Origin of the sequence: Flavobacterium defluvii (assembly GCF_900129555.1) — a bacterium.
Classification (GTDB): domain Bacteria; phylum Bacteroidota; class Bacteroidia; order Flavobacteriales; family Flavobacteriaceae; genus Flavobacterium; species Flavobacterium defluvii.
The window spans coordinates 472,766-498,295 of sequence record NZ_FQWC01000003.1 but is presented as its reverse complement, the minus strand read 5'-3'; the positions used below and the strand labels follow the sequence as shown (position 1 = coordinate 498,295).

Sequence of the window (25,530 nt, the reverse complement as noted above, 5' to 3'; positions counted from 1 at the left end):
GATAAAGTTAATCTTAATTTCTTTTTAAAAATGAACAAAAACCATAAAACAAAAAAAGCCTCTACATTTCTGCAAAGGCTTTTATTTATGTGGTCCCACCTGGGCTCGAACCAGGGACCACCTGATTATGAGTCAGGTGCTCTAACCAACTGAGCTATAGGACCGGTTTAGAGGATGCAATATTACTACTATTTTTCGTTCACTCCAAATATTTTAAGACATGATTTGTATTTAATTTTATTTCAATGTCCCGTATTTCAAAACAGAATTGATTTTCAACACCTTATTTCGACATAAGAATCAATATTTTTTTATCTTATTTCCTGACAAAGCTCTACCAAAACACCATTTGTGTTCTTTGGATGCAGAAAAACCACCAATTTATTGTCGGCACCTTTCTTTGGAGCTTCGTTTATCAGCACAAAACCTTCATTTTTTAAACGTGAAATTTCGGCATGAATATCTTCAACATCAAAAGCGATGTGATGAATTCCTTCTCCTTTTTTCTCTAAAAATTTCGCAATCGGACTTTCAGGGTTTGTCGCCGCCAAAAGTTCAATCTTGTTATTTCCTGTCTGAAAAAAAGAAGTTAGAACACCTTCGCTTTCTACAGCTTCCATTTTATAAGATGGAATGCCAAGCATTTTTTCGAACAAAATATTGGCATCATCCATGTTTTTTATTGCAATCCCGATATGTTCTATTTTATTTACCATCTTATTTTATTTATTGATTAACATATGTATTAAAATAACCACATTCTGCAATTACATCCTGATAATATTTCGTATCTGAATATTCTTTTTGAAGTGTTTTAAAACCATTCCAGGCTATAAAATTAATTTTATCATCTTCAATACTCCACCAGTTCCTAACGTTATTATATTTATTATTGTAATATTCGTTTCGCTCACATTTCGAAATCAAATAAATACATTTTGCTTTTTGTTCTTTTGTTGTCGCGGCCTGCAGTGCTTTTTGGTAATACATTTTAGAAACGCTGCAATCCGTAATCATCTTTTTCATAGAATCTCTAAAAGAATACGGACTCGACCCATAACCTACGATGCTGATTTCGTAAAAAGTTCTTCCGTTTCCAAAATGCGAGATATTATAAAAGGCATTGCCAAGCAATAAACTATTCGTGTAAACATCTTCTTTTTTCTCAAGTTTATCCTGCATATCTTTTATCGTCGTTAGAAAATCCATAAAAGTATATTTCTTTTTTTGATAAGCCGCATGATCGCAGTCGTGACAGTCTTTTATACTTCCATTAAACGGATTTCCTAAAAACTTATAATACTGAACAGAATCGGTCTGCTTCATAAATTCAATAGCTTCCGGAATTTTATTTTTAAAAGCTGCCTGAACCGCCTGAAAATTATTGATATCTTTTAGTTTTAAACTGTAAATTCCGGCACCAATATTCTCAAGCTCGGTTTTATTTGGCTTAGCCAAAAATGATTTCATTTCCAGCAATACCTTTTCATTATCGTAAAACGAATTTCCGTCGTTCCAATAACTATATCGTGATTCACCAAAAATCTCGCTCATAACCGGATTTCCTTTTTCTCTGTAAAGAGTCGACAAATAACTCCTGCTCCATGATGAAGCGTTTTGGTAGCGAAACTCCTGTCCTTTATAAGTTTTTGGAAGTTCATTGTAGAGCCAGTTTAAATCGGCCAGGATTGTTTTTTCGTTTTTATCTGTAAGTTTGTCAATTTTACTCAAATTATTTACAAAGCGAAGCAATCGAAGCTGCATTCCTGCCAGTTCAGTTTTTGGAAGCGTTTTTACAGCTTTGTCAAAACTTTTATCAGCATTTGTATAATCACCTTTTAACGTCTGCAGATAACCCAGAGACAAATCCCATAAATAAGGTCGTTCTGTATTTCCTGCAGCCGAAATTTTTGCCACCAAATCAAAAGCTGTTTTATCAATTTTAGGCTGATTTTCTGTTTTATTTTCGGCAACGGTTTGCTTTTTCATTGGCTGGTTTTCTCCCGCATTCTGTTGAAATGAGTTATTAATAGCCTGTTCTTGTTTGTTTACCAATCTTGTCGCCAGATAATTCAAATGTTCGCTTTTTGGATCTAACTCGTAAATTTTTTCTATCGCTTGTTTTTCATCTTTATAAAAACCATGAACCGCCCAAAGCGCTGCTTTTTCCTTATTATTTTTAGCCATTGAAAGAGCTTTAGTCCAGTCGGCTTCATTTTTGGGCCTGAAACTATACGCCGTTACAACCCGTAATTCTGGACAATTATCAAAAACCTGTGCATACAAATAATTCGAAACGGCATATTTTTTCTGTTTATAATTGATTCCGGCAACGTATGAAAGCGCGCGGTAATACAATACATTTTTAGGAACAGAACTTTCTGTTTTATTAAAAAACTCAATTGCTTTTTGTTTTTCATTACTATAAAAACGAGCTTTCATGGTTAAAAACCAGTATCTGTTTTTCAAAAATGGATCTGATAAAGTATTATAAACGTTTTCTATCGACTGAATCATTTTGGCATCATTGAAAGTTTTTGCCACAACCGGATCGTAACTCCAATAATCTTCGCCTATTGAAACTGTTTCTATTTTTTGTGCCAAATACAAAAATTCCACAAAACTTTTCACTTTTGCATCTTTCAACGGAATCTTTTTGCCCCATTTTAAAGAAGTCGAATTTTCTTTTTTGTTTTTATAATACACATGAAGATCTGTAATTTCTTCTTTATTTCTGATCTTGTTTTTTTCATCAGAATAATATCTTGGTCTTTCATCTCCAATTAAAAAATAATTAACCGTTGTAGTATCTATTTTTCCTTTTAGATACGTTCCCCAATCTGATTTTAAATTTCCGTTGAAACGGGAATTATGCTGTGTATCAAATCCAATTCCATAAAAAACATCGCCAGACAAAAACAACGGAGAATAGGATTTATCAGCAAACGTTTCGGGTGTAAAATTTGAATTATATCCAAAAAAATCCCAGTCGTCTCCACCTGCACATGCATAAATTATTCCGTAAACCGAAAGTATAGTAACACTAGAAACAAGAAATAACTTGCTTAAAAATATTCTTTTCATAGTTGTTTAAATTGAATTCGTCTAAATCGTAAAATATAATTTCTTTTGGGGCTTTCGTCGAATTTTCGCTTAAATCCTGAGCCATTTCTTTTAAATTTTCAGCCGAAACTGTTTCCGTTTTCAGCAGATCATTTTCTTCATAATAAACACCATTTTTGTAATTTGATTGTTTTACTTTAAAATAAATAGTGGTTATTTGTTCGAAGTTTTTATCTTTTTTGAGTTCCGCAAAATTCAGTTTCGAACGAAGTCCTAAAACTTTATTATTCCTAATATGAATTGCCCACGAATAAATTGGCAGCGCATAATCAAGATGCAGCGGATATTTTTTTAAACTTTCAAGATATTTGGCTGCTATTTTCTTGTCATAAATTGAGTTTGCACTATCTGGTGCAATAGTCCCCATGTTATAAAACATCAAAACGCCATGGTCTACATTAGGAATTTTAGTTCTTTTGAAATATTTTACCTGATGAAGCCGTATCGTTGCCGAAAGTTTTTTCTGCGAAAGTTTTTTAACCTGCTCAATAAAATGAAGATAATTGTCTTTACTATTTAATGTCCAGTCGCAGTCGATTTGAATTTCAGAAACATGAATTTTATTCTTCTTGTTGATTTCGTCAATTAAATGAATCGTTTTTCTGGCCAGATCTTCGATATCGGCATTTTGCTGCAGCATTACTTTATTCTGAATAAAAACCACAGGAACAATTTGAAATTGCTGCATGTTTTCTTCAAAATGAATGGGGCTTATAGGAATTGGAAATTGTGTTTCAGGATGAAGTCCGATATCAAAATAACGAACGTAAAGTTTACGAACATCATTATCTTTTAAAACTTCTTTTTCTGTTTGAGAAAACCTCAAATTGGTTTTCCAATAATAAAAAGCAATTACAGGTTTGTCATTTTTACTGCAGGCAGAAAAGAGAACAACTATTAAAACCAAAAAAAAACTTTTAATCAAAACCCGGAAAATTACATTTGAACCCAAAAGTAAGAAATTATTACGTATTGATTATTTGAATCAGGAAAAAAGAAGAAAGTGCAAAAGCTGTAAATCCTAATAAATGGCCAAAAAATTTCAATTAAAGCAAATATAATTGTTATTTTGTGCAATCAAATTTAAAAACCGCTATGTTTAAAAGCAAACTCAAATACGTTTCATTTTTACTTGTATTATTAATGATGAGCTGCGCCAAAAGAGGCAGCATAACTGGCGGATTAAAAGACACATTGGCACCGGTTTTGGTATCGAGCACTCCTAAAAATTTCAATACCGATTTTAAAGGAGATGAATTTATTCTTGTATTTGATGAATACATTAAACTGAAAAACCTCAACAAACAGCTTATTATTTCGCCTCCAATGAAAAATGAGCCGTTGATTACACCAACTGGAGTTAGTAAATTCATAAAAGTTCAAATCAAAGATACTTTACAGCCAAACACAACATACAGTTTTAATTTCGGACAAAGCATTGCCGATAACAACGAAGGAAATGCGATAAACCAATTTAAATATGTTTTTTCTACAGGTCCTCACATTGATTCATTGACTCTGGGCGGATCGATAAAAGATGCACATGCAAAATATGTCGACAATTTTGTATCAGTAATGCTGTATGAAGCAAATGACAAATACAAAGATTCTGTTATTTACAAAGAATTTCCGCGTTATGTCACCAACACTTTAGACAGTTTGAGAACTTTTAAATTTGAGAATTTAAAAGCCGGAAAATATCTTTTAGTTGCTTTAAAAGATAAAGGAAGCAACAACAAATTTAATCCAAAAGATGATAAAATTGGTTTTATAAAACATTTTATTACCATACCAAATGACACCCTTTTTGAGTTGAATTTATTTAAGGAAACGCTTCCGCTAAAAGTAATTAAACCAGTTCAGGCATCTGGAAACAGACTGCTTCTTCCTTATGAAGGAAAACAGAATTTTAAAGTTAACACGCCAAAAATTGTATTAAAAAATAACGGGCAGACACTTGAATCGATTGTAACACAGTTTCCGAAAAAAGACTCGCTGCAAGTTTGGTACAAGCCTTTAAAAGTAGATTCTTTGCAACTAGAAGTTAGCAGAGATACTTACAGCAAAAAATTTAACATTAAAATTAAAGACCAGAAAAAAGACACTTTAAGCATAAAACCTGTACAAAACGGAATTATTAATTTTAGAGAAAGATTTACTTTAGAAACCGAAACACCGCTGGTTAAATTTGATAAAACAAAAATTAGATTAGTCAATAAAGATTCTGCAGCTGTTGATTTTACTACAGAATATGACGAATTTAATCAAAAACTATATCTTGATTTTAAGAAAGAACCTTTGGAAAAATACAACTTTACGTTTTTCCCGGGCGCTCTGACTGATTTCTATGACAAAACAAACGATACTTTATCGTATAAACTGACTACAAAAGAAGTTGCAGATTACGGAAATTTAGTTTTGAATTTAAAAAATGTAAAACGTTTCCCAATCATCGTTGAAATAACAAACAAAAAAGGCGACGAAGTATTGGCCAGCGAATATTCTGAAGGAAATACTAAAATAGAATTCAACTTATTGGTTCCAACTCAGTTTACGGTTCGGGTTATTTATGATGATAATAAAAACAAAATGTACGATACCGGAAGTTTCTTAGACAAAAGATATTCTGAAGAAGTTTTCTATTACCAGCAGGAAGTTGACGTTAGGGCCAATTGGGATGTCGATCAGTCTATAGATTTAAGCATTCCGTTTAGTCCCGAAATAGAGAAAAAAGAAGATGCAAAAAAGAAAAAGAAAGAAGAAAAACAGCGAAAAGCTTTCTAGATTTTAATCTCAAAAATATCTTTATCGCTCAGGAAATCCAGTTTTTTTCTCGTTTCGAGCATTTCATTTTTATCTAAATCAACCACAAAAACACCTTCTGTTTCTTGTGGTTCAAGAATGTAGTTTCCTAAAAAATCAACAACTTGCGAATGTCCAATATGCTCATAATTATTGGCATCAGGTCCGGTTCTGTTTACGCCCACAACATAACTTAAATTTTCTATGGCGCGCGCTTTCAGCAAAGCGTCCCAGGCGTTGGTGCGTACTTTTGGCCAATTGGCAACGTACAGAAGTAAATCGTAATTTTCTACATTTCGAACAAAAACCGGAAAACGCAGATCATAACAAACCTGCAGACAGATTTTCCAATTCAGATAATCAACAATTACTTTTTCTGTTCCGGCTGTATAAAATTTATCTTCGCCGGCTAGCGTAAATAAATGACGCTTATCGTAATATTGAACTTCTCCAGAAGGAAAAACAAAAAACATTCTGTTATAAAAATTCCCGTTTTCGGTAATTACTACACTTCCTGTTACCGCACTATCTTTCTCTTTTGCGAGTGCTTTCATCCATATAAGTGTTTCACCTTCCATCGTTTCTGCAACTGCAGATGGATTCATAGTAAAACCCGTCGAAAACATTTCGGGCAAAACGATCAAATTGACATTAGAATCGAGCTGATTTATTTTCGATTCAAAATTTTTTCTGTTTGCCGAAGCATTTTCCCAAATAAGATTTGATTGAATAAGTGCGATTTTCATTTTTCAAAAATACGAATTTTCAGCCAAAATTCATTTTTCCATAAAATAGCAGATTCTGCAAATTTTTCTCAATAACACCTTTAATAATCAAGCTTTTTTACGATTATAAAAATACTTTGTAAATTTTTTTTGCAAAAAAAATGCAGTTATTGCAAAAAAAATGCAAAAGTGAAAAATAAATATCTATATTTGATTCGCCAATAAAAAACCAAAAAAAACATGAAAACCAAACTATTATGAAAACAAAGCTTATTTCATTAGTGTTTATTGGAGGAATCATCTTCTCTGCAAACGCCAAAGAGATTGCAATAAAAAAGCATCTTTTTGAACAACAAAGCAATCAGGTTGAAATTACAGGCCAAATATTGGGTCAGGATGACGGAATGCCAATTGCCGGAGCTACTATTTATGCTGAAAGCAATAATAAAATCGCAACAATATCTGACGAGAACGGAAGATTTAAATTAAATGTTCCGGAGCATGAAGTTCATATTATTGTAAGCTACATGGGTTACGAAACTTTATCTTTTGCCTTAATTAATACTTCAAATTTAACCATCAGATTAAAACCTGCTGAAAATGTTTTAGAGCAAGTTTTAGTTACAGCACTTGGAGTTAAAAAAAGCACTAAAGCGGTAGCTTATGCAGTTACAGAACTTAAAGGAACTGAATTTACAAAAGCAAAAGAAACCAATATTTCGAATGCTCTTGTTGGAAAAATTGCCGGTGTAAACGTGAGCAGTACTGCAACGGGAGCAAATGGTTCGACACGAGTTGTCATTCGTGGAAATGGTTCACTAAACGGAAATAACCAGCCAATGTATGTAGTGAACGATTTACCAATTGATAATACACAGCTTAATTTACCGGGAATTGGAAACGGTGCCGGATCAACAAGAATAAATGTTGACCGTGGTGACGGAACATCTGTAATTAATGCTGATGATATTAAAACCATAACCGTTTTAAAGGGCGGAACGGCGGCGGCACTTTATGGTGCAAATGCTGCAAATGGTGTTATTTTAATTCAAACGAAAAGAGGTTCCGCTCAAAAAGGAATTGGAGTTGAATATAATTCATCTTTTACTTTTGAAACACCTTCGATTATCCCGGACTGGCAGTATGAATACGGTTCTGGTTCAAACGGAAAAAAACCAACTACTCAGGCAGAAGCTATTGCTGCAGGACGCTGGTCTTGGGGTGCCAAAATGGACGGAAGCAATGTAATTCAGTTTGACGGAGTTGCCAGACCTTATGTTCCTCAAAAAAATAATATTAAAAATTTCTACGAAACCGGAACGACTTTTATCAACTCTCTGGCTTTGTCAGGAGGAAATGAAAAAGCTACAGGACGACTTTCGTTCTCAAACATGGATAATGAGAGTGTTGTTCCTAATTCTGATTTTAATAGAAAAAGTGTCAATATTGCGAGTAATGTCAACTTGACAAATTGGTTAAAATTTGATGTTGTGGCGCAGTATAATTTAGAAAAATCACATAATAGAGTTACTGTTTCTGATGCTGAAGCCAACCCAAACTGGGGAACTTACATGATCGCCAATACCGTAGATATTCGAAATCTTGCCCCAGGTTATGATGAAAACGGAGTTGAAGAAGCATGGAACCCAGTTGCGGTGGCTACAAACCCTTATTTTGTAGTTAATAAAATTAAAAACAGCGATACTAAAAATCGTTTTATCGGGATGTTGAATGTGAAAGTTAATTTCACTCCTGAATTATTCCTTCAAGGCAGAATTGGACAAGATTATACGGATTATGATTTCTTCGGATATATTCCAAAAACAACTTTAAACAATCCGGTTGGATATGCGCAGGGTTCAAAAATGAAATTATCAAACATAAATTCTGAGGCAATTTTAAATTATACTAAGAAAAACATCTACAATGATTTCTCTTTAAATGCTTTGGTTGGCGTTAACTCCCGTACCACTTTACGAGATGAAACCAGAGTTGAAGGTTCAAATTTTGTACTGGATAATTTTTATGCTTTAAGCAATTTATCTACTTTGACTTATAGTTATCCTTACGGAAAAACCAAAACAAATTCTGTTTACGGCGCTGCTGATTTTGATTATAAAAATATTGTGTTTTTAAATTTAACCGGACGTCAGGATTGGTTTTCTACCCTTTCAAAAGACAACAATACGGTTTTTTATCCGTCAATCGGAACAAGTATAATTCTTTCAGATATTATAAAAATGCCGGAATTTGTTTCGTTTGCTAAACTTAGAAGTTCTTGGGCACAAGTGGGAGGCGCAACGCCAGATCCTTACGCTTTGAACCAATCGTATTCTATGATTCAGGGCGGACACAATGGTCAGCAGGTTCAGGGACCAACAAGTTCAAGAGTTCCAAATGCAACTCTAAGTCCGTTGACTTCTACAACAATCGAGGTTGGAACAGATTTAGGATTTTTTAATAATCGCTTAAATCTTGATTTTGCATGGTACAACCGTGCCACTACAAATGATATTGTTGAAACTACAATTTCTACAGCATCTGGAGCAAATACTGCGTTATTAAATTTAGGAAAAATGAGAAATAAAGGAGTTGAGTTTTTACTTAGCGGTAAAATCATTAATTCTGATAAATTCACCTGGGACGCAAGTTTCAACGGATCTTATAACGAAAACAAAGTTGAAGCACTTACAGATCAGTTAAACTCAATTACAATGGCAACTTCTGTAAACGGATATGTAACCATAACAAGTGATGTTGGCCGTCCGTACAGTATTATAAAAGGTTACAGACCTCGTAAAGATGCTAACGGAAATACGGTTTACAATGTAAGCGGCGGATCTGCATCTATTGCGCAGGGACCACTTGAAGAATTAGGTCAGGGAGTTCATCCTTGGGCAGCGGGACTTACCAACGAATTCAAATACAAAAACATTTCATTCAGCTTTTTAATCGACGGTAAATTTGGCGGAAGCTTATATTCTGGAACAAATTTATACGGAACCCGAATGGGATTGACAAAATTAACGCTTGAAGGTCGTGAAACTGGTTTACCAATTAAAGGTGTTGACACAAACGGAAATCCGGTTGATATGGTTATCGCTCCTGAGAATCTTCGAACGTATTATGATGGTTTAAGAAATATTTCATCTGAATTTGTGTATGATGCAAGTTTCATCAAACTGAGACAAATTATTTTGGGTTACGATTTACCAATTGAAAAAATAAAAGGATTGTCAAAACTTCAGGGCGCTTCGATTTCGTTTGTTGCCAGAAACTTATTCATTCTTTACAAGAAAACACCAAACGTAGATCCGGAATCTGTATTTAGCGCCGGAAATGCTCAGGGTGTAGAACAATTTGGAGTTCCAAAAACAAGAAGTTTCGGTTTAAACTTAAATGTAAAGTTCTAAGCTCGCATTATTTCTAATTTTTTAAATTAAAAGACATGAAAAAGATAACCCTTTTATATATGACAAGCGCGCTTTTTTTAGGAAGCATGACAGCTTGTACCGATGGTTTTGAAGAAATCAATACGAACCCAAATGTGGTTGAAAAACCAACTGCAAATTATATTTTCAGCAAAGCACAGCTTGACGGACTAAACAATAATTATTTTTTCACTAATATCCTGGAATGCGGCGGATTGGTACAGCATTATGCAACATACAAAGAAGCTTCTGGCGTGGGAGATAAATATTTAAGCAATGAAGTTTATTTTTCTGCTTATTTCAATCAGGCTTATCCAACAGCTTTAAATGAAACTGAAATTGTAATAAATGAAGTAAAAAATAATCCGAACGAAAGCAATAAACTTCAAATTGCCCGAATCTGGAAAGCTTATTTGTACCATAAATTGACTGATTTGTATGGAGATATTCCGTATTCTGAAGCAGCAAAAGCAAACAGTACACAAATCTTTCTTCCAAAATACGATACTCAGGAATTTATTTATAAAGATTTATTGAAGGAACTGGATGAAGCAGCAACGGCATTAGATCCGGCAAAACCAAGCTTTGGGAAATCGGATTTTATTTATGACGGGGATGCTGTCAAATGGAAAAAGTTTGCTTATTCTTTGATGCTCCGTTTAGGATTAAGATTAACAAAAGTTGATGCTGCTTTGGCTCAAACCTGGGTTACAAAAGCAATTGCGGGAGGCGTAATCTTAAATTCGGCTGATAATGCGATCATGAAATATACAGATGGGCCAAATGATTTTAACCGAAATCCGGTTGGTTTTGATGCCAGAAGGCAAGATTTTACAGCAGGTTCTTATGGCACAAAAAATGTAGAAGGCGGAAAATTAGCCAAAACATTTATCGATTTATTACAATCAACTGCCGATCCGAGAATTAGTGTTTACGCAGGAGTTTGGCAGGGAACAACTCAAAATACAGCACTTGCGGTTCAAAAAGGTTTTCCTAACGGAACTAAAACTGCTCCAACACCAGCAGAACAAGCAACTTATTCTGAGCCAAACCAAAGTACCGTTTTTAAATACGATGCTCCACTTGTATTAATCAGCAATGCTGAAACTAATTTATATTTAGCCGAAGCCGCAGCAAGAGGCTGGTACGCTGCATCTGATAAAGATTTATATGAAAAAGGTGTTCAGGCTTCTTTCTTAAACATGGGAATTTACGGATCAGCTTACGCAATTACAGATGCTACAGCCTACTTAACACTTAACCCATATAATGCAGCAGGAACTTTTGCTCAAAAAATGAATCAGATTCATACCCAGATTTATATTGCTTTATTTGTAGACGAACAGGAAGTTTATGCCAACTGGAGAAGAACAGGATATCCGGTTTTAGTTCCGGTAAATTTTCCCGGAAATGTTACAAACGGCACAATACCAAGACGTTTAAAATATCCAACCAGCGAATATTCAGTTAATTCAGCTAACTTAGCAGAAGCAGTTAAACGCCAGGGCGAAGACGCTTTTACAACAAGAATATGGTGGGATAAATAATAGAATCGAGAACTGAAATGTGCCATAGGCACTTAATATCGGTAGAAAATTAGTTTCAAATTCGTTGGCGTGCCGTAGGTACGAAACAAAACACAAACTATTGCGTACCTACGGCACGCTGGATATTATGGTTATTATTTTTCTACCGATATTAAATGCCTAGCGGCACAAATTGAAGAGTTTTAATCCTTAGAGATAAATAAAAAATAATAACCGTTGACATAATTAATTTAAACACATAGAAACATAGTTTAAAAATGTGTAAAAGGCGTTTCACTTGCATTAATAAACATAGTAACTATGTGTTAAAAGCTGGCTTTTTTAAACTCCTGATTCAAGTAAAAAAACCTATGTTTCTATGTGTTTAAAAAAAAATTACTCAACGGAATTAATAATAAAAAATAAATGAGCTTTTTAATTCTTACGGCATGCATTGCGTTTTTAATCATTCAGATAGCCTGGCTTAAAATAAATCCGTTTATTGCCTTTATCTTAACAGCTTTATTAGCGGGTCTTTTTTTAGGACTGCCAATAAGCACTTTGTCACAAACCGTTCAAAAAGGTTTGGGCGAAATGTTAGGATCTATCACGCTGATTATTGTTTTCGGAACCTGTATTGGTAAACTTACCGTTTCGTCAGGAGCCGCCAATGTTATTGCCAAAACTGTTATGGGATGGACGGGCAAAAAATACGTACGTTTAGGATTAATGATTACCGGATTTATTGTTGGGATACCTCTATTTTATAGTGTTGGATTTGTTTTGTTAGTACCTCTGATCTTTTCAGTAGCCCATCAGTTCAAACTGTCAAAAGTATACCTGGGAATCCCAATGCTGGCGTCGCTTTCGGTAGCACACGGTTTTTTGCCCCCACATCCGTCTCCTATGGCTTTAAGTAGTATTTTAAATGCTGATATTGGATTGGTTTTAGTATACGGAATTATAATTGCCATTCCTACCATTTTTATTGCCGGTTTGTTATTTTCTAATTTGCTTAAAAACATCAAAACCGAATCAGATCATGAAATTTTAAATGTCGAAGAAGTTGTAAACGAAGGTAAACTTCCGAGTTTTTCACTTAGCATATTTTCGGCTTTATTTCCGGTTTTTGGTTTAACCATAACTTCATTATTGCCTTTAGTTTTTACTAATGAAACATTGGTTGAAATTTGCAAAACAGTAGGAGATCCAAGCATGATTATGCTTATTTCTTTATTATTCTGCACCTACACTTTAGGAATCAGAATGAACCGAAGTATAACTTCCATAATGGATGACTATGCTCTTGCCATAAAAGACGTTGCTCTGATTGTTTTAATTGTGGGCGGTGCCGGAAGTTTAAAAGAAGTAATGATCGTAAGCGGCGTAAACGAAAGTATTGTGGCGGCTTTAACCCAAATAAACATTCATCCGTATTTATTGGCCTGGATAATGGCAGCGATTATTCGTGTTTGTGTGGGTTCTGCAACCGCAGCCGGATTAATGACAGCCAGCGTTTTATTACCTTTATTACAAACTACCGGACTCGATGCCAATCTTTTAGTTCTTTCTGTTGGAGCAGGAAGCTTAATGTGCTCACATGTAAACGATCCAGGTTTTTGGATGTTCAAAGAATATTTTAATATCAGCCTGAAAGATACCTTCAAATCATGGACAGTCATGGAATCTTTAGTATCTGTTTTAGGAATTGTTTTCGTTTTTATTTTAAACTCTATAATACATTAATATCATGAATTTATTACCTCAAGAAAAATTTGAAACTCTTGGTTTGTCTTTACCTCCGGCGCCTCAGCCTCTTGGTATTTATAAACCTTATTTAGTTGATGGTAAATATTTATACCTTTCTGGTCACGGTCCTGTACGAGACGACAAATCCTTAATCATTGGCCGAATTGGCGATGACATGGATATCGAAGAAGGAAAACTAGCGGCGAGACAAGTCGGCTTAACGATGCTTTCTACAATTGTAACCAATTTTGGAAGCCTGGACAAAGTAAAAAGAGTTATTAAAGTTCTTGGAATGGTGAATTGCAATGGCGATTTCCTTAGACATCCTTATGTAATAAACGGCTGCAGCGAATTGTTTGCTGAAGTTTGGGGACAGGAAAACGGAATTGGAGTAAGAAGCGCCGTAGGAATGGGTTCTTTACCGGACAATATTCCTGTTGAAGTTGAAGCTGTTTTCGAATTATTCTAAAAAATAGGCCACAGACGATAAAGATTAAAGAGCAATCTGAATTGGTTAAGGAAAATAATTTAATCCAAAGTCTGTGGTTAAAAAAGTTATTTGCCACGAATTCACAAATTATTACAAAGCATTATGCTTAAATTATTTCGTGAATTCGTGGCTAAAAAAAAATTAAACATGAATACAATTACCTCACAAACAAGAATAGCAGCATTTGGAGAATTATTACTTCGGATGAATGTTGCTAATGGAAACCGATTCACACAGGCTAATGAAATAAAAATTCATGTGGGCGGTGCCGAAGCCAATGTTTGTGTTTTACTTTCACAGCTCGGAATTGAAACCGATTATATCAGTCGATTGCCTAAAAATGATTTGGCACAATTGGCTTTAAACGAACTTCAGAAATACAAAGTAAATACTTCAAAATGTGTTTATGGCGGAGAACGTTTGGGCTTATATTTTGTTGAATCAGGAAATCAAATCAGACAATCGCAGGTTATTTATGACCGAAGCAATTCTTCTTTTGCAACTATTCAAAAAGATCAAATTAACTGGGATGAAGCTTTAAAAGATGTTACACACTTTCACTGGTCAGGAATAAGTCCCGGAGTTTCAAACGAAGCTGGTTTAGCTTGTAAAGAAGCGATTCTAACCGCTCACAAAAAAGGCCTACCAATTTCTTCTGATTTTAATTATCGTTCCAAATTATGGCAGTACGGAAAACATCCGTCTGAAATTATGCCCGATTTATTACAATACAGCAATATTACTGTTGCTGATCTCGATGCGATTGAAATTTATTTCGGAATTAAAACCAATAAAAACGAATCTGATGAAAATCGCTTTCAAAAAACCTTCGAATTATTAAAAAACAAAATGCCTTTTCTAAAAACACTTGCCATGAGTTTTAGAAAATCAGACGGTCCGGCGCATTTGTACAAAGGTTTATTGATTCACGAAGGAAATTTTTACCAAACGACCGAACACAAAATACATATTGTGACAGACCAAATTGGTTCAGGAGATGCCTTCAACGCTGGATTATTATACGGATTATCCAACCAATTATCCGGTCAGGAATGTATCGAATGGGCAACGGCCTGCGGCGTTATCAAACAAAGTATACATGGAGATTTTGCTATAAGCAGTCTCGACGAAATAAGCCATTTTATAAAAAACGGCTCAAGTAATAGAATTAATAGATAAAAGAATATGTACAGCATTTTAAAAACGCAGGGGGTACTTCCGTTAGTAACCCAAATCAATATCCAAACAGCCCAAATCGTATTGCAATCCGCGGCTGATGCTGGCATAAAAATTATCGAGTTTGCAGCTCGTGCAGAAGATTCAAAAGAAGTTTTCACACAAATGATAAGCTTTAGAAAAGAAAATAATTTAGATGTAAAAATTGCTGTTGGTTCCATTTTAAGTCTGGCCGAAGCCGAAACCTATCATCAATTAGGAGCAGATTGTATCGTTTGTCCGCATACTGATCCCGAAATTGGAGCTTACTGCCTTAAAAATAATATTTACTGGATTCCCGGGGCTGCTACGTTAAACGAAATATTACACGCCAATAAATTAGGTGCCGAAGTTGTAAAACTTTTTCCGGCTGATAAAATCGGTGGTCCCGGATATGTAAAAGCAATCAGAGCGCCTTTTCCAAGTTTAAAAATAATGCCAACAGGAGGCGTAACGCTCGAAGAAAGCAATTTAAAATCATGGTTTAAATCGGGAGTTGTATGCGTAGGAATTGGTTCTAATTTATTTTCGAAAGAAATGCTTTTGAATTTAAATTACGAACAGGCATTGCAGGCTTTTCAAAATTTAATTGAAGTGGTAGAAAAAACAAGAAACTAAGTTATGGAAGAAAATTGGTGGAAAATTAAATCTGATATCTTAATTGATACGCCTTTTTTAGCCGTTTACGAAGATCGTGTCCGGTTTAATCTGGAGCGTCTTATTGGTTCTGTAAATGGCGACACTCAAAAATTAAGACCTCATATTAAAACCCATAAAATTGGCGAGGTTCTGGAATTGTTCAAAATTTATAATATCAAAAAAATAAAATGCGCAACAATTGCCGAAGCTGAACTGGCAGCGATTCATGAAATCCCAGATGTTCTTTTGGCTTATCAAACCATTGGCATTAAAAAGGAAAGATGGATTTCTCTAATTCAAAAATATCAGGATATTTACTTTTCGACCATTGTTGACAATCTGGATTCGGCGAAAGCCTTAAATGAAATTGCAAAAGAAAACAGTTTAAAACTGAATATTTATCTGGATTTAAATACTGGAATGAACAGAACAGGATTTTCGATTTCTGAAAACTGGGCGGCTTTAGTAGATAAAATCATTAAATTAAAAAACATCCATTTTGAAGGAATTCATATCTATGATGGTCATTTAAAAGGAAATGTTGAGGAAAGAAAAGCATCGGCTCTTAGCGCATTTTCTGAAATAAAAGAAAAAATCGAAGCGTTGGAACAAAAACTGGGTTACGAATTAAAAATTGTTGCCGGAGGTTCTAATACATTTCCGTTTTATGCTGCACAAGAAAATGTAGAATGCAGTCCGGGAACCTTTGTTTTTTGGGATTCTAATTATCAAATTCATTTACCGGAACAAAATTTTAAACCTGCTTTAGTTATCGTTGGAACTATAATTTCAAAACCAACAAATCAAACACTTTGTATTGATATTGGCTACAAAGCTGTTTCATCTGAAAATCCAATCGATAAACGATTAGTGATTTTAAATGATGAAAATTTAATTCCGACTGCACATTCTGAAGAACATTTGATTTTAGAAAATCGAGGAAAAAACGAATATAAAATTGGCGATCTCGTTTATGCACTTCCATATCATGTCTGCCCTACTTGTGCACTTTATGATACTGTTCAGGTAGTGAATAAAGGACATCAAATTTGTGATCAATGGGAAGTTGCCGCCCGAAGCAGAGAAATTACTATATAAAAATTTAAGTCAAAAAATATGTTTATAATAGACGCCCATTTAGACCTGAGCATGAATGCGATGGAATGGAATCGTGATTTAAGAAATGATGTTCCTACTTTACGAAGTTTAGAAAAAGGAATGACCGATAAACCGGATCGTGAACGTGCGACGGTTTCATTTCCTGATTTGCGACGCGGCAATATCGGAATTGTTGTGGCAACGCAAATTGCAAGATTTGTAAAACCAGACAGCATTATTCCGGGTTGGAATTCTCCTGAACAGGCCTGGGCACAAACACAAGGTCAGCTGGCGTGGTACAAAGCCATGGAAGAAGCCGGAGAAATAACGCAGATTACAGATAAAAAATCGCTTTTAAAACAAATTGATTTATGGAACGATGGAACGCCAAACGATAAAAAGCCGATTGGTTATATTTTAAGTTTAGAAGGCGCTGATTCTATAATTGATGTTTCGTATGTGGAAAAAGCATACAATTACGGATTGCGAGCGATTGGCCCAGCACATTACGGACCGGGACGTTACGCAAACGGAACAGACGCAACTGGAAAAATGAATCAAAACGGAATTGATTTATTAAAAGAAATGGAACGTTTGAATATCATTCTCGATGCAACACATTTGTGCGACGATGCTTTTTGGCAGGCACTAGACAATTTTAACGGAGCCGTTTGGGCAAGTCATAACAATTGCAGAAGTCTCGTTGATCATAATCGTCAATACAGCGATGAAATGATTAAAGCATTAATTTCGAGAGGAGCTGTAATCGGAGGCGCTTTAGATGCGTGGATGCTGGTTCCGAATTGGCAGAGAGGTATTTCGATGCCTTTAGAAATGAATTGTGATTTAGAAACGGTTTTTAAACATATGGACCACATTTGCCAATTGGCCGGAAACGCGAATCATATTGGTGTGGGTTCAGATTTGGATGGCGCTTTTGGTACAGAACAATCTCCGTATGATTTAAATACGATTGCCGATTTACAAAAACTGGTTCTGATTTTTAAAAACCATGGTTATTCTGATGAAGATTTAGACAAAATCTTTCACCAAAACTGGATCAACTTTTTAATGAAGAATTGGGATTAAATAAAAACTAAACTTGGAACTGCCTTCTTATATGCTTGTAATTTTTCGTCGCTCGGATCAACTTCCGTTACAACGTAATCAACCTCAGATAAATTGGCAATTTTCATTTTTAGAACCGTATCCAGTTTTTCAGAAATCGTAAGAATCGCTGTTTTTTCTGAAGCCTGAATCATTGCTTTTTTTACCTGAACCGTTTCCCAGTCAGAATCTGAGAATCCGCCTTCGATATCTAAAGCATTGGTTCCCAATATTAATAAATCAACTTTAATATTAGCCAGCTGATTATAAACATCGCCACTCACACACATTTGGCTGTAGGATGAAATGCTGCCGCCAATCATGATAATTTTTACGTTGGGTTTATCCAAAAGTTCAACTGCAGATAAAACAGTAACCGTAAAAATAGTCAGATTTAAATCATTAGGAATTAAACGAATGAATTCACGAATTGTCGTTCCACCGCCAATAAGTAAAACCATTCCGTCATGAAGAAGACCTAACGTTTTTTGTGCAATAATTTGTTTGGATTCGCCTGCATATGTTTGATTAGATGAAGTATGGTGATACGCTTTTGTCATCGCACCGCCTTTTACTTTAATCAATAAAGATTCTGATTCAAGTTCGTTAATATCACGTCTTACAGTATCTTCAGAAACAAATAATTTAGCCGAAAGGGTTTCAAAACTTACACGGGTATGCAGGTTGATCTCTTTTAAAATAAGATTTTTACGTTCTTCTTTAGTGTAGTTAACCACTTCGTTATCATTATTCATGCGAATTCTTTTTTTGAACAAATGTAAACAATTAATGCAATATTCTTGCGAAACAAATTATAACACAACGTAATTAAAAAGTTAATCACACTATTTTAAAGCGATTTACATTTAAATACCTTTTGCAAAAAAAATGCAAACTAATTTACAAATCTTAAATTTGTTTAACAAAACAAAAAAGTAACCATGCAAAAAAGTATATTTTTCTTTTTGATTTTCTGTTTCTCTTTTACAAATGCGCAAAATACTTCTGGTAATATTTCGATTATTCCCGCTCCCAATTTTTATAAAACAAACAGAGACAGTATTCGCATAAGCGGAAAAATTAAAGTTGTATTTGATAAAAATAAATACAGCGCAAAAGAATTAAAAACAGCGCAGATTTTTGAGTCGGCTGTAAACTCAAATACATCGAATAAAAAAAGCAATATTGAAGTTTTATTTATTGCTGAAAAACCGTCTGCAACTTCAAAAAAAGAAGGGTATAAAATCAATATTTCTTCTAAAAAAATAACCGTTACCGGAAGTGAAGAAGGATTATTTTATGCTGTTCAGAGTTTATTGCAGCTTTTGCCCAATCAACCTAAAAATCAGGAAATAAAATTACCTTGTGTTACTATTGAAGATCAGCCCAGATACAACTACCGCGGGCTTCATCTCGATGTTTGCCGTCATTTTTTCTCGGTTGATGTTATAAAAGATTTTATTGCACAAATGTCTTATTATAAATTAAATAATTTCCATTGGCATTTAACCGACGATCAGGGCTGGAGAATTGAAATAAAAAAGTATCCGAAACTTACCGAAGTTGGTTCGAAAAGAGCACAGACTTTAGTGGGTAATAAATTTGAAAGATTCCCGTATTTTTTTGACGGAAATCCATACGGCGGTTTTTATACTCAGGAAGAAATTAAGGACGTTGTAAAATTTGCCGAAGACCATTACGTAAATATTATTCCCGAAATCGAAATGCCTGGTCATGCAACGGCGGCGGTAACGGCTTACCCAAATTTATCTTGCTTTCCGGATCGAAATTATAAAGTGGTAGAATCCTGGGGTGTTTTTGAAGATATTTTTTGCGCCGGAAAAGAAGAAACTTTTACTTTTTTAGAAGATGTTCTAACCGAAGTTATGGCATTGTTTCCGAGTAAATATATTCATATTGGCGGAGACGAATGTCCAAAAGCAAGATGGAAAGAATGTCCAAACTGCCAAAAACGCATTAAAGACTTAAGCTTAAAAAACGAACATGAATTACAAAGTTACTTAACAACAAGAATCGAAAAATTCCTAAACGCAAACGGAAGACAAATTCTGGGCTGGGATGAAATGCTCGAAGGCGGATTAGCGCCAAATGCAGCGGTAATGTCTTGGCGAGGTGAATCTGGCGGAATCAGCGCGGCAAGACAAAAGCATTTTGTAATCATGAACCCGGAACAAGTTCTGTATCTGGATTACAACCAAGGCTATTCTCCTCAGGAACCTTTAACAATTGGGCGATTAACAACAGTTGAAAAAATATACAATTATAATCCAACTCCTGTTGACAGTTTAACGGTTGACGAGCAAAAATATATTATGGGCGTGCAGTCCAATCTTTGGTCGGAATATTTGACAAGTCCGGCGAAATTAAATTACATGATTTACCCGAGAGTTTTTGCTTTGGCAGAAATTGCGTGGACAGAACCTCAGAATAAAAATTACAATGGTTTTATTTTAAATCAGATTCCGCATCATTTAGAGAAATTGGAAGCGCAAAAAAGAATGTATAAAGTTCCAATTCCTTTTGGTTCAGAAGAAACAGCTTTAATTTTTTCAAAATATATTTTAGACTTAAAACCAACGATTAAAAATGGGCAGATTTTTTATACAATTGATGGTTACAATCCAGATGAAACGGCTGAACTTTACACAAAACCTGTAACGATACATATTCCAAAAGGCGAATTCAGAATTATAAAAACGGTTCAAATTAGTCCAAGCGGTAGAAAAAGTTCAATCAGTAAAATATTGGTTCGAAATCCGGATTTAAAACCAGCATTAGCAGTAAAACCAACCAAAAAAGGTTTAAAATTCAATTATTATACAGGAACATTATTTCAGCAGGTTCAGGATTTGGAATTGGCAAAACCAGTTAATTCAGGCATTTTTGAAGGCAAAATAAGCAGTGAAAAATGGAAAACAAAATTAGAGCGTTATATCGGTTTAAAATTTGACGGATACATCTTTATCCCAGAAACAGCAAATTATACAATTTCGACGCTTTCAGACGACGGATCGAAGCTTTTTATAGATAATGAACTTGTTATGAATAATGACGGCATTCATTGGCTTAATGAAGCTTATGGAGTTGTTAAACTCGAAAAAGGATTTCATAAACTCAACATCAGTTATTTTGATCAGATTGGAGGCACTACTTTAACTTGTTTTATTCAGCAGGAAGGAAAAGAAAAACAAGAAATCAGCGAATCGCAGTTATTTTATGAATAACATTAAAATTTACTGATTGCTATTTTAATAATTTTTACTAATACAGAAATGAATATTAACAATGGAAGAAAATAACCCGGCAGTAAAAGTATGATCCAGCCGTCTCCGTTATGAGGTTTTCCATATTTCCCACAGATAATGATCAAAACTGCCCAGAAAATAAATTGTGCTATTGACAGTAAAAACCAATGCAATACAAACTGCCAATACTGATTTGTAAAAAAGGAGATCAGGAACCTTAAAATAATATTTGCGGCAAACACATAAGAACCGTATTTAATTACAAATGATTCCGAAAAACCGCTAATAAAAAACAATAGTAAGAACAAAATACAAGTAAACATTAATTGATAATACAGATAATTATCATTAGTAAAAGAAGGTATATTTATCGTAAACATTTTGCTTATGTTTTTAAAATCTATTATCAGAATCAAATATATCCTGATTGATTTTAGTCTGCATCATCATTTCTAATGAAATTAAACAGCTCCACGATCATAATAAAAAAACCGCATCCAAATTAATGAATGCGGTTTCTTGAAATATACTAAATTGTTTTTGGATTAACCTTTCAAGCTTGCTGCTAAATATTCACGGTTCATACGTGCGATATTTTCAAGCGAAATTCCTTTTGGACATTCGATTTCACAAGCTCCTGTATTGGTACAGTTACCGAAACCTTCTAAATCCATTTGGTGAACCATGTTTAATACACGATCCGTTGCTTCAACTTTACCTTGTGGTAATAAAGCATATTGAGAAACTTTTGCAGAAACGAATAACATTGCTGAAGAGTTTTTACAAGTTGCAACACAAGCTCCGCAACCAATACAAGCAGCAGCATCAAATGATTTATCAGCATCTTCCTTTGGAATTGGAATAGTATTAGCGTCAATTGTGTTTCCTGAAGTATTTACTGAGATAAATCCACCAGCATGCTGGATTCTGTCAAAAGAACTTCTGTCAACAACTAAATCTTTAATTACAGGGAAAGCTTTTGCTCTAAATGGCTCGATAAAAATTGTATCACCATCTTTAAACATACGCATGTGCAATTGGCAAGTTGTAACACCTCGGTCTGGTCCGTGCGCTTCACCGTTGATGAATAAGGAACACATTCCGCAGATTCCTTCACGACAATCATGGTCAAATGCTACAGGCTCTTCTCCTTTGTTGATTAAACCTTCGTTAAGAACGTCTAACATTTCAAGGAAAGACATGTCTGGTTCGATTCCATCGATAGGATATTCTACAATCCCTCCTTTATCTTGGGCGTTTTTCTGACGCCATATTTTTAATGTAAGTTTCATACCTTTTTAGTTTGAAAGTCATAAAGTTCAAAGTCGAAAGTCGTTTGACACATTTTGTCTTTTGACTTTAAGACTTTTGTCTTTTGACTAATTACTATTTATAACTTCTTTGAACTAATTTAATGTTTTCGTAATTAAGCGGCTCTTTGTGTAACACTGCATCACTTGGTTTTCCTTTGTATTCCCAAGCGGCAACGTATGCAAAGTTTTCGTCGTCACGAAGTGCTTCTCCTTCTTCTGTTTGGTATTCCTCACGGAAGTGACCTCCACAAGATTCATTACGGTGTAAAGCATCTTTGGCGAACAACTCTCCTAATTCTAAGAAATCGGCAACACGAGTCGCTTTTTCCAATTCCTGATTAAATTCGTAAGCACCTCCTGGAACTTTTACATCTCTATAAAACTCTTCACGTAAAGCAGCAATTTCCTCGATAGCCTCAGTTAAACCTTTAGCATTACGCGCCATACCTACTTTATTCCACATGATTTTTCCAAGTTTTTTGTGGAAATAATCTACAGAATGTTTACCATTATTGTTGATGAATTTATTGATTTGATCTACAACTGCTTTCTCAGCTTCAACGAATTCTGGTAAATCTGTAGAAATTGGTCCCATTTTAATATCCGGAGCTAAATAATCTCCGATAGTGTATGGTAATACGAAATATCCATCAGCTAAACCTTGCATCAAAGCAGAAGCTCCAAGTCTGTTTGCACCGTGGTCAGAGAAGTTAGATTCTCCAATTGAGAAACATCCAGGAATTGTAGTCATCAAGTTATAATCAACCCAAGTTCCACCCATTGTGTAGTGAACTGCCGGGTAAATCATCATTGGGGTTACATAAGGATCTTCGTCAACAATTTTCAAGTACATTTGGAATAAGTTTCCGTATTTACTTTTTACAATTGCTGTTCCTAATTTAGTTACTAATGCAGTATCATTAGCATCTAAACCTTTTACATAAGCTTCTTCGGTTCCGTAACGTTTAATAGCCGCTGCAAAATCTAAGTAAACTGCTTCACCCGTTTTGTTAACTCCAAAACCAGCATCACATCTTTCTTTAGCAGCACGAGATGCAACGTCACGAGGAACTAAGTTACCAAAAGCAGGATATCTTCTCTCTAAGAAGTAATCTCTTTCGTCTTCGGATAAGTCATTTGCTTTTTTCTTTCCTTCACGAATTGCCTGTGCATCTTCTAATTTTTTCGGCACCCAAATACGGCCATCATTACGTAAAGATTCAGACATCAAAGTCAATTTTGACTGGTGATCTCCAGAAACCGGAATACATGTTGGGTGAATTTGTGTATAACAAGGATTTGCGAAAAACGCTCCTTTTTTATGAATTTTCCAAGCTGCTGTTGCATTACTCCCCATAGCATTCGTTGAAAGGAAAAATACGTTTCCGTATCCTCCAGAACCAATTACTACCGCGTGAGCAGAATGTCTTTCTATTTCTCCGGTGATTAAGTTACGAGCAATAATACCTCTCGCTTTTCCGTCAACGATTACAATGTCAAGCATTTCGTGACGGTTGTACATTTTAATTTTTCCACGACCAATCTGACGGTTCATTGCAGAATAAGCTCCTAACAATAATTGTTGTCCTGTTTGTCCTTGTGCGTAGAATGTACGGGAAACCAAAGTTCCTCCAAAAGAACGGTTATCTAAAAGTCCTCCGTATTCACGAGCCAATGGCACTCCTTGAGCCACACACTGGTCAATGATATTAGCAGAAACTTCAGCTAAACGGTGAACGTTTGCTTCACGTGCACGGTAGTCACCTCCTTTTACAGTATCGTAGAATAATCTGTAAACTGAGTCACCGTCTCCTTTATAATTTTTTGCTGCATTGATACCTCCCTGCGCAGCAATAGAGTGCGCGCGACGAGGAGAATCCTGAAAACAAAATGCTTTTACGTTATATCCTAACTCAGCCAAAGTAGCCGCAGCCGAACCTCCGGCCAAACCTGTACCAACTACGATAATATCAAGATTACGTTTGTTAGCAGGGTTTACTAAATTAATATGATCTTTATAATTTGTCCATTTGTCCGCTATAGGACCGTTTGGAATTTTTGAATCTAATGCCATTATAATTGATATTAATTATTGAAATGATGAAATAATGCGATAATTACGAAAAGCCCTGGAACTACAACTGCAAACCAGTAACCTACTTTCGCTAAAAATCTAGAATATTTGTTGTACATCCCCACTGATTGAAGAGAAGATGCGAACCCATGCCATAAGTGAAATCCTAGAAGGATAAAAGACACACAGTATAATGCTGTGCGAATTGGGTCGTGAAATTTGTGAACTAACTCACCATAATACCTTGTAGCATCTGGTGCTGTACCAGCTATATATTTATAGCTAACCTCAGGAAACCAGAAATCATAAAAATGCAATCCTAAGAAAGCCAAAATAACCAATCCAGAAATAATCATATTTCTAGAACTCCAGGAAGCGTTTGCAGCTCCGTTGTATTTAGCATATGCAATTGGTCTTGCTGCGCTGTTTTGGGCAGTAAGTACAAATCCCATTACGAAATGGAAAATTACCCCGAATGCCAAAATTGGCTGCATTACATATTGTATCAGCGGATTGTATCCCATAAAGTGAGAAGCCTCGTTGAAAACGTCTTCACTTAAAATAGAAATAAAGTTTAAGGAAACATGCAGCGCTAAAAACGTGATTAAGAATATTCCCGAAAGAGCCATAGCTACTTTCTTTAAGATGGAAGCATTCAATAGTGCAGATTGTGCCATAAGTGTTTAAGTAGTTTGTTTTAAAAAATTAGACAAAAATAACGCAATTAACAAAGAACTACAAGGATTTCGTCGTTATTTATAATGGTTTTAAAGAGCATTGTTAACAGATTTTGCAAAATATAAAAAAATAAGAAAATTCATCTTTTTTAAAAACCGCTTTAACAGATAATTACATTTTATTAAAATTAGCAAATTGATATTTTTTTCAGCTTTTTAATTTATTTTCCTCAAAAGTGATTAAAACACAAATATTAATGACTAAAAACAATCTGATTCTAACAGCATAGTTTTA

The 25,530-nt window shown here is 34.8% G+C and carries 19 protein-coding genes and 1 tRNA gene; 10 read left to right on the top strand and 10 right to left on the bottom strand.

What is annotated here, in order from left to right; all coding sequences use genetic code 11:
* Positions 1-90: 90 nt before the first annotated feature.
* The 4 genes from BUC29_RS09675 to BUC29_RS09660 all read right to left on the bottom strand — a co-directional run bounded on the left by BUC29_RS09675 (position 91) and on the right by BUC29_RS09660 (position 4,030).
* A tRNA-Ile gene (locus tag BUC29_RS09675) sits at positions 91-164 on the bottom strand.
* Between the two features lie 147 nt (positions 165-311).
* Positions 312-716: a methylmalonyl-CoA epimerase gene (gene mce / locus BUC29_RS09670; protein WP_073415702.1), complete on the bottom strand. Its 405-nt coding sequence runs from the start codon at positions 714-716 to the stop codon at positions 312-314.
* 10 nt (positions 717-726) lie between these two features.
* Positions 727-3,084 (bottom strand): hypothetical protein, encoded by a 2,358-nt coding sequence (locus BUC29_RS09665; RefSeq protein ID WP_073415700.1) that lies wholly within the window; start codon positions 3,082-3,084, stop codon positions 727-729.
* Positions 3,044-4,030, bottom strand: coding sequence for a hypothetical protein (locus tag BUC29_RS09660; protein ID WP_244160811.1), 987 nt, complete (start codon positions 4,028-4,030; stop codon positions 3,044-3,046). Before BUC29_RS09660 ends, BUC29_RS09665 begins: the two co-directional genes overlap by 41 nt.
* A gap of 188 nt (positions 4,031-4,218) precedes the next feature.
* Between BUC29_RS09660 and BUC29_RS09655 the strand changes: the two genes are divergently transcribed.
* Positions 4,219-5,907, top strand: a complete 1,689-nt coding sequence (locus BUC29_RS09655; RefSeq protein WP_073415698.1) for an Ig-like domain-containing domain — start codon at positions 4,219-4,221, stop codon at positions 5,905-5,907.
* Here the strand turns inward: BUC29_RS09655 and BUC29_RS09650 are convergent.
* Positions 5,904-6,671 carry a nitrilase family protein gene (locus tag BUC29_RS09650; RefSeq protein WP_073415695.1) on the bottom strand — a complete coding sequence of 256 codons (768 nt, stop codon included), beginning with the start codon at positions 6,669-6,671 and terminating at the stop codon, positions 5,904-5,906. The two genes, BUC29_RS09655 and BUC29_RS09650, sit on opposite strands and share 4 nt — an antisense overlap.
* Before the next feature lie 236 nt (positions 6,672-6,907).
* On the opposite strand from BUC29_RS09650, the gene BUC29_RS09645 reads away from it, so the two are divergent.
* The 8 genes from BUC29_RS09645 (at position 6,908) to BUC29_RS09610 (ending at position 17,887) form a co-directional block, all read left to right on the top strand.
* Complete coding sequence (locus BUC29_RS09645) at positions 6,908-10,063, top strand: SusC/RagA family TonB-linked outer membrane protein (RefSeq protein WP_073415693.1); 3,156 nt, start codon at positions 6,908-6,910, stop codon at positions 10,061-10,063.
* 35 nt (positions 10,064-10,098) lie between these two features.
* Positions 10,099-11,628: a SusD/RagB family nutrient-binding outer membrane lipoprotein gene (locus BUC29_RS09640; protein WP_073415691.1), complete on the top strand. Its 1,530-nt coding sequence runs from the start codon at positions 10,099-10,101 to the stop codon at positions 11,626-11,628.
* A gap of 405 nt (positions 11,629-12,033) precedes the next feature.
* Positions 12,034-13,353, top strand: coding sequence for a GntP family permease (locus BUC29_RS09635; protein ID WP_073415689.1), 1,320 nt, complete (start codon positions 12,034-12,036; stop codon positions 13,351-13,353).
* Between the two features lie 4 nt (positions 13,354-13,357).
* Positions 13,358-13,825: a RidA family protein gene (locus BUC29_RS09630; RefSeq protein ID WP_073415687.1), complete on the top strand. Its 468-nt coding sequence runs from the start codon at positions 13,358-13,360 to the stop codon at positions 13,823-13,825.
* A 168-nt stretch (positions 13,826-13,993) separates the two neighbouring features.
* Positions 13,994-15,025: a sugar kinase gene (locus BUC29_RS09625; RefSeq protein ID WP_073416012.1), complete on the top strand. Its 1,032-nt coding sequence runs from the start codon at positions 13,994-13,996 to the stop codon at positions 15,023-15,025.
* A 6-nt stretch (positions 15,026-15,031) separates the two neighbouring features.
* Positions 15,032-15,679, top strand: a complete 648-nt coding sequence (locus BUC29_RS09620; RefSeq protein WP_073415685.1) for a bifunctional 4-hydroxy-2-oxoglutarate aldolase/2-dehydro-3-deoxy-phosphogluconate aldolase — start codon at positions 15,032-15,034, stop codon at positions 15,677-15,679.
* Positions 15,680-15,682: 3 nt separating this feature from the next.
* Complete coding sequence (locus tag BUC29_RS09615; RefSeq protein ID WP_073415683.1) at positions 15,683-16,798, top strand: D-TA family PLP-dependent enzyme; 1,116 nt, start codon at positions 15,683-15,685, stop codon at positions 16,796-16,798.
* A gap of 18 nt (positions 16,799-16,816) precedes the next feature.
* Positions 16,817-17,887 (top strand): dipeptidase, encoded by a 1,071-nt coding sequence (locus BUC29_RS09610; RefSeq protein ID WP_073415681.1) that lies wholly within the window; start codon positions 16,817-16,819, stop codon positions 17,885-17,887.
* Here the strand turns inward: BUC29_RS09610 and BUC29_RS09605 are convergent.
* Positions 17,884-18,660 (bottom strand): DeoR/GlpR family DNA-binding transcription regulator, encoded by a 777-nt coding sequence (locus BUC29_RS09605; RefSeq protein ID WP_073415679.1) that lies wholly within the window; start codon positions 18,658-18,660, stop codon positions 17,884-17,886. The two genes, BUC29_RS09610 and BUC29_RS09605, sit on opposite strands and share 4 nt — an antisense overlap.
* A gap of 186 nt (positions 18,661-18,846) precedes the next feature.
* On the opposite strand from BUC29_RS09605, the gene BUC29_RS09600 reads away from it, so the two are divergent.
* Positions 18,847-21,150: a family 20 glycosylhydrolase gene (locus BUC29_RS09600; protein ID WP_073415677.1), complete on the top strand. Its 2,304-nt coding sequence runs from the start codon at positions 18,847-18,849 to the stop codon at positions 21,148-21,150.
* A gap of 2 nt (positions 21,151-21,152) precedes the next feature.
* On the opposite strand, the gene BUC29_RS09595 is transcribed toward BUC29_RS09600, so the two are convergent.
* The 4 genes from BUC29_RS09595 to BUC29_RS09580 all read right to left on the bottom strand — a co-directional run bounded on the left by BUC29_RS09595 (position 21,153) and on the right by BUC29_RS09580 (position 25,235).
* A complete protein-coding gene (locus BUC29_RS09595; protein ID WP_073415675.1) occupies positions 21,153-21,551 on the bottom strand; it encodes a hypothetical protein in 399 nt (132 codons plus the stop codon).
* A gap of 165 nt (positions 21,552-21,716) precedes the next feature.
* Complete coding sequence (locus tag BUC29_RS09590) at positions 21,717-22,463, bottom strand: succinate dehydrogenase/fumarate reductase iron-sulfur subunit (RefSeq protein WP_073415673.1); 747 nt, start codon at positions 22,461-22,463, stop codon at positions 21,717-21,719.
* 94 nt (positions 22,464-22,557) lie between these two features.
* The gene (locus BUC29_RS09585) at positions 22,558-24,558 is read right to left on the bottom strand and encodes a fumarate reductase/succinate dehydrogenase flavoprotein subunit (RefSeq protein ID WP_073415670.1); all 2,001 of its coding nucleotides are present in this window, start codon (positions 24,556-24,558) and stop codon (positions 22,558-22,560) included.
* An 11-nt stretch (positions 24,559-24,569) separates the two neighbouring features.
* Positions 24,570-25,235 (bottom strand): succinate dehydrogenase cytochrome b subunit, encoded by a 666-nt coding sequence (locus BUC29_RS09580; protein ID WP_073415668.1) that lies wholly within the window; start codon positions 25,233-25,235, stop codon positions 24,570-24,572.
* Positions 25,236-25,530: the final 295 nt, after the last annotated feature.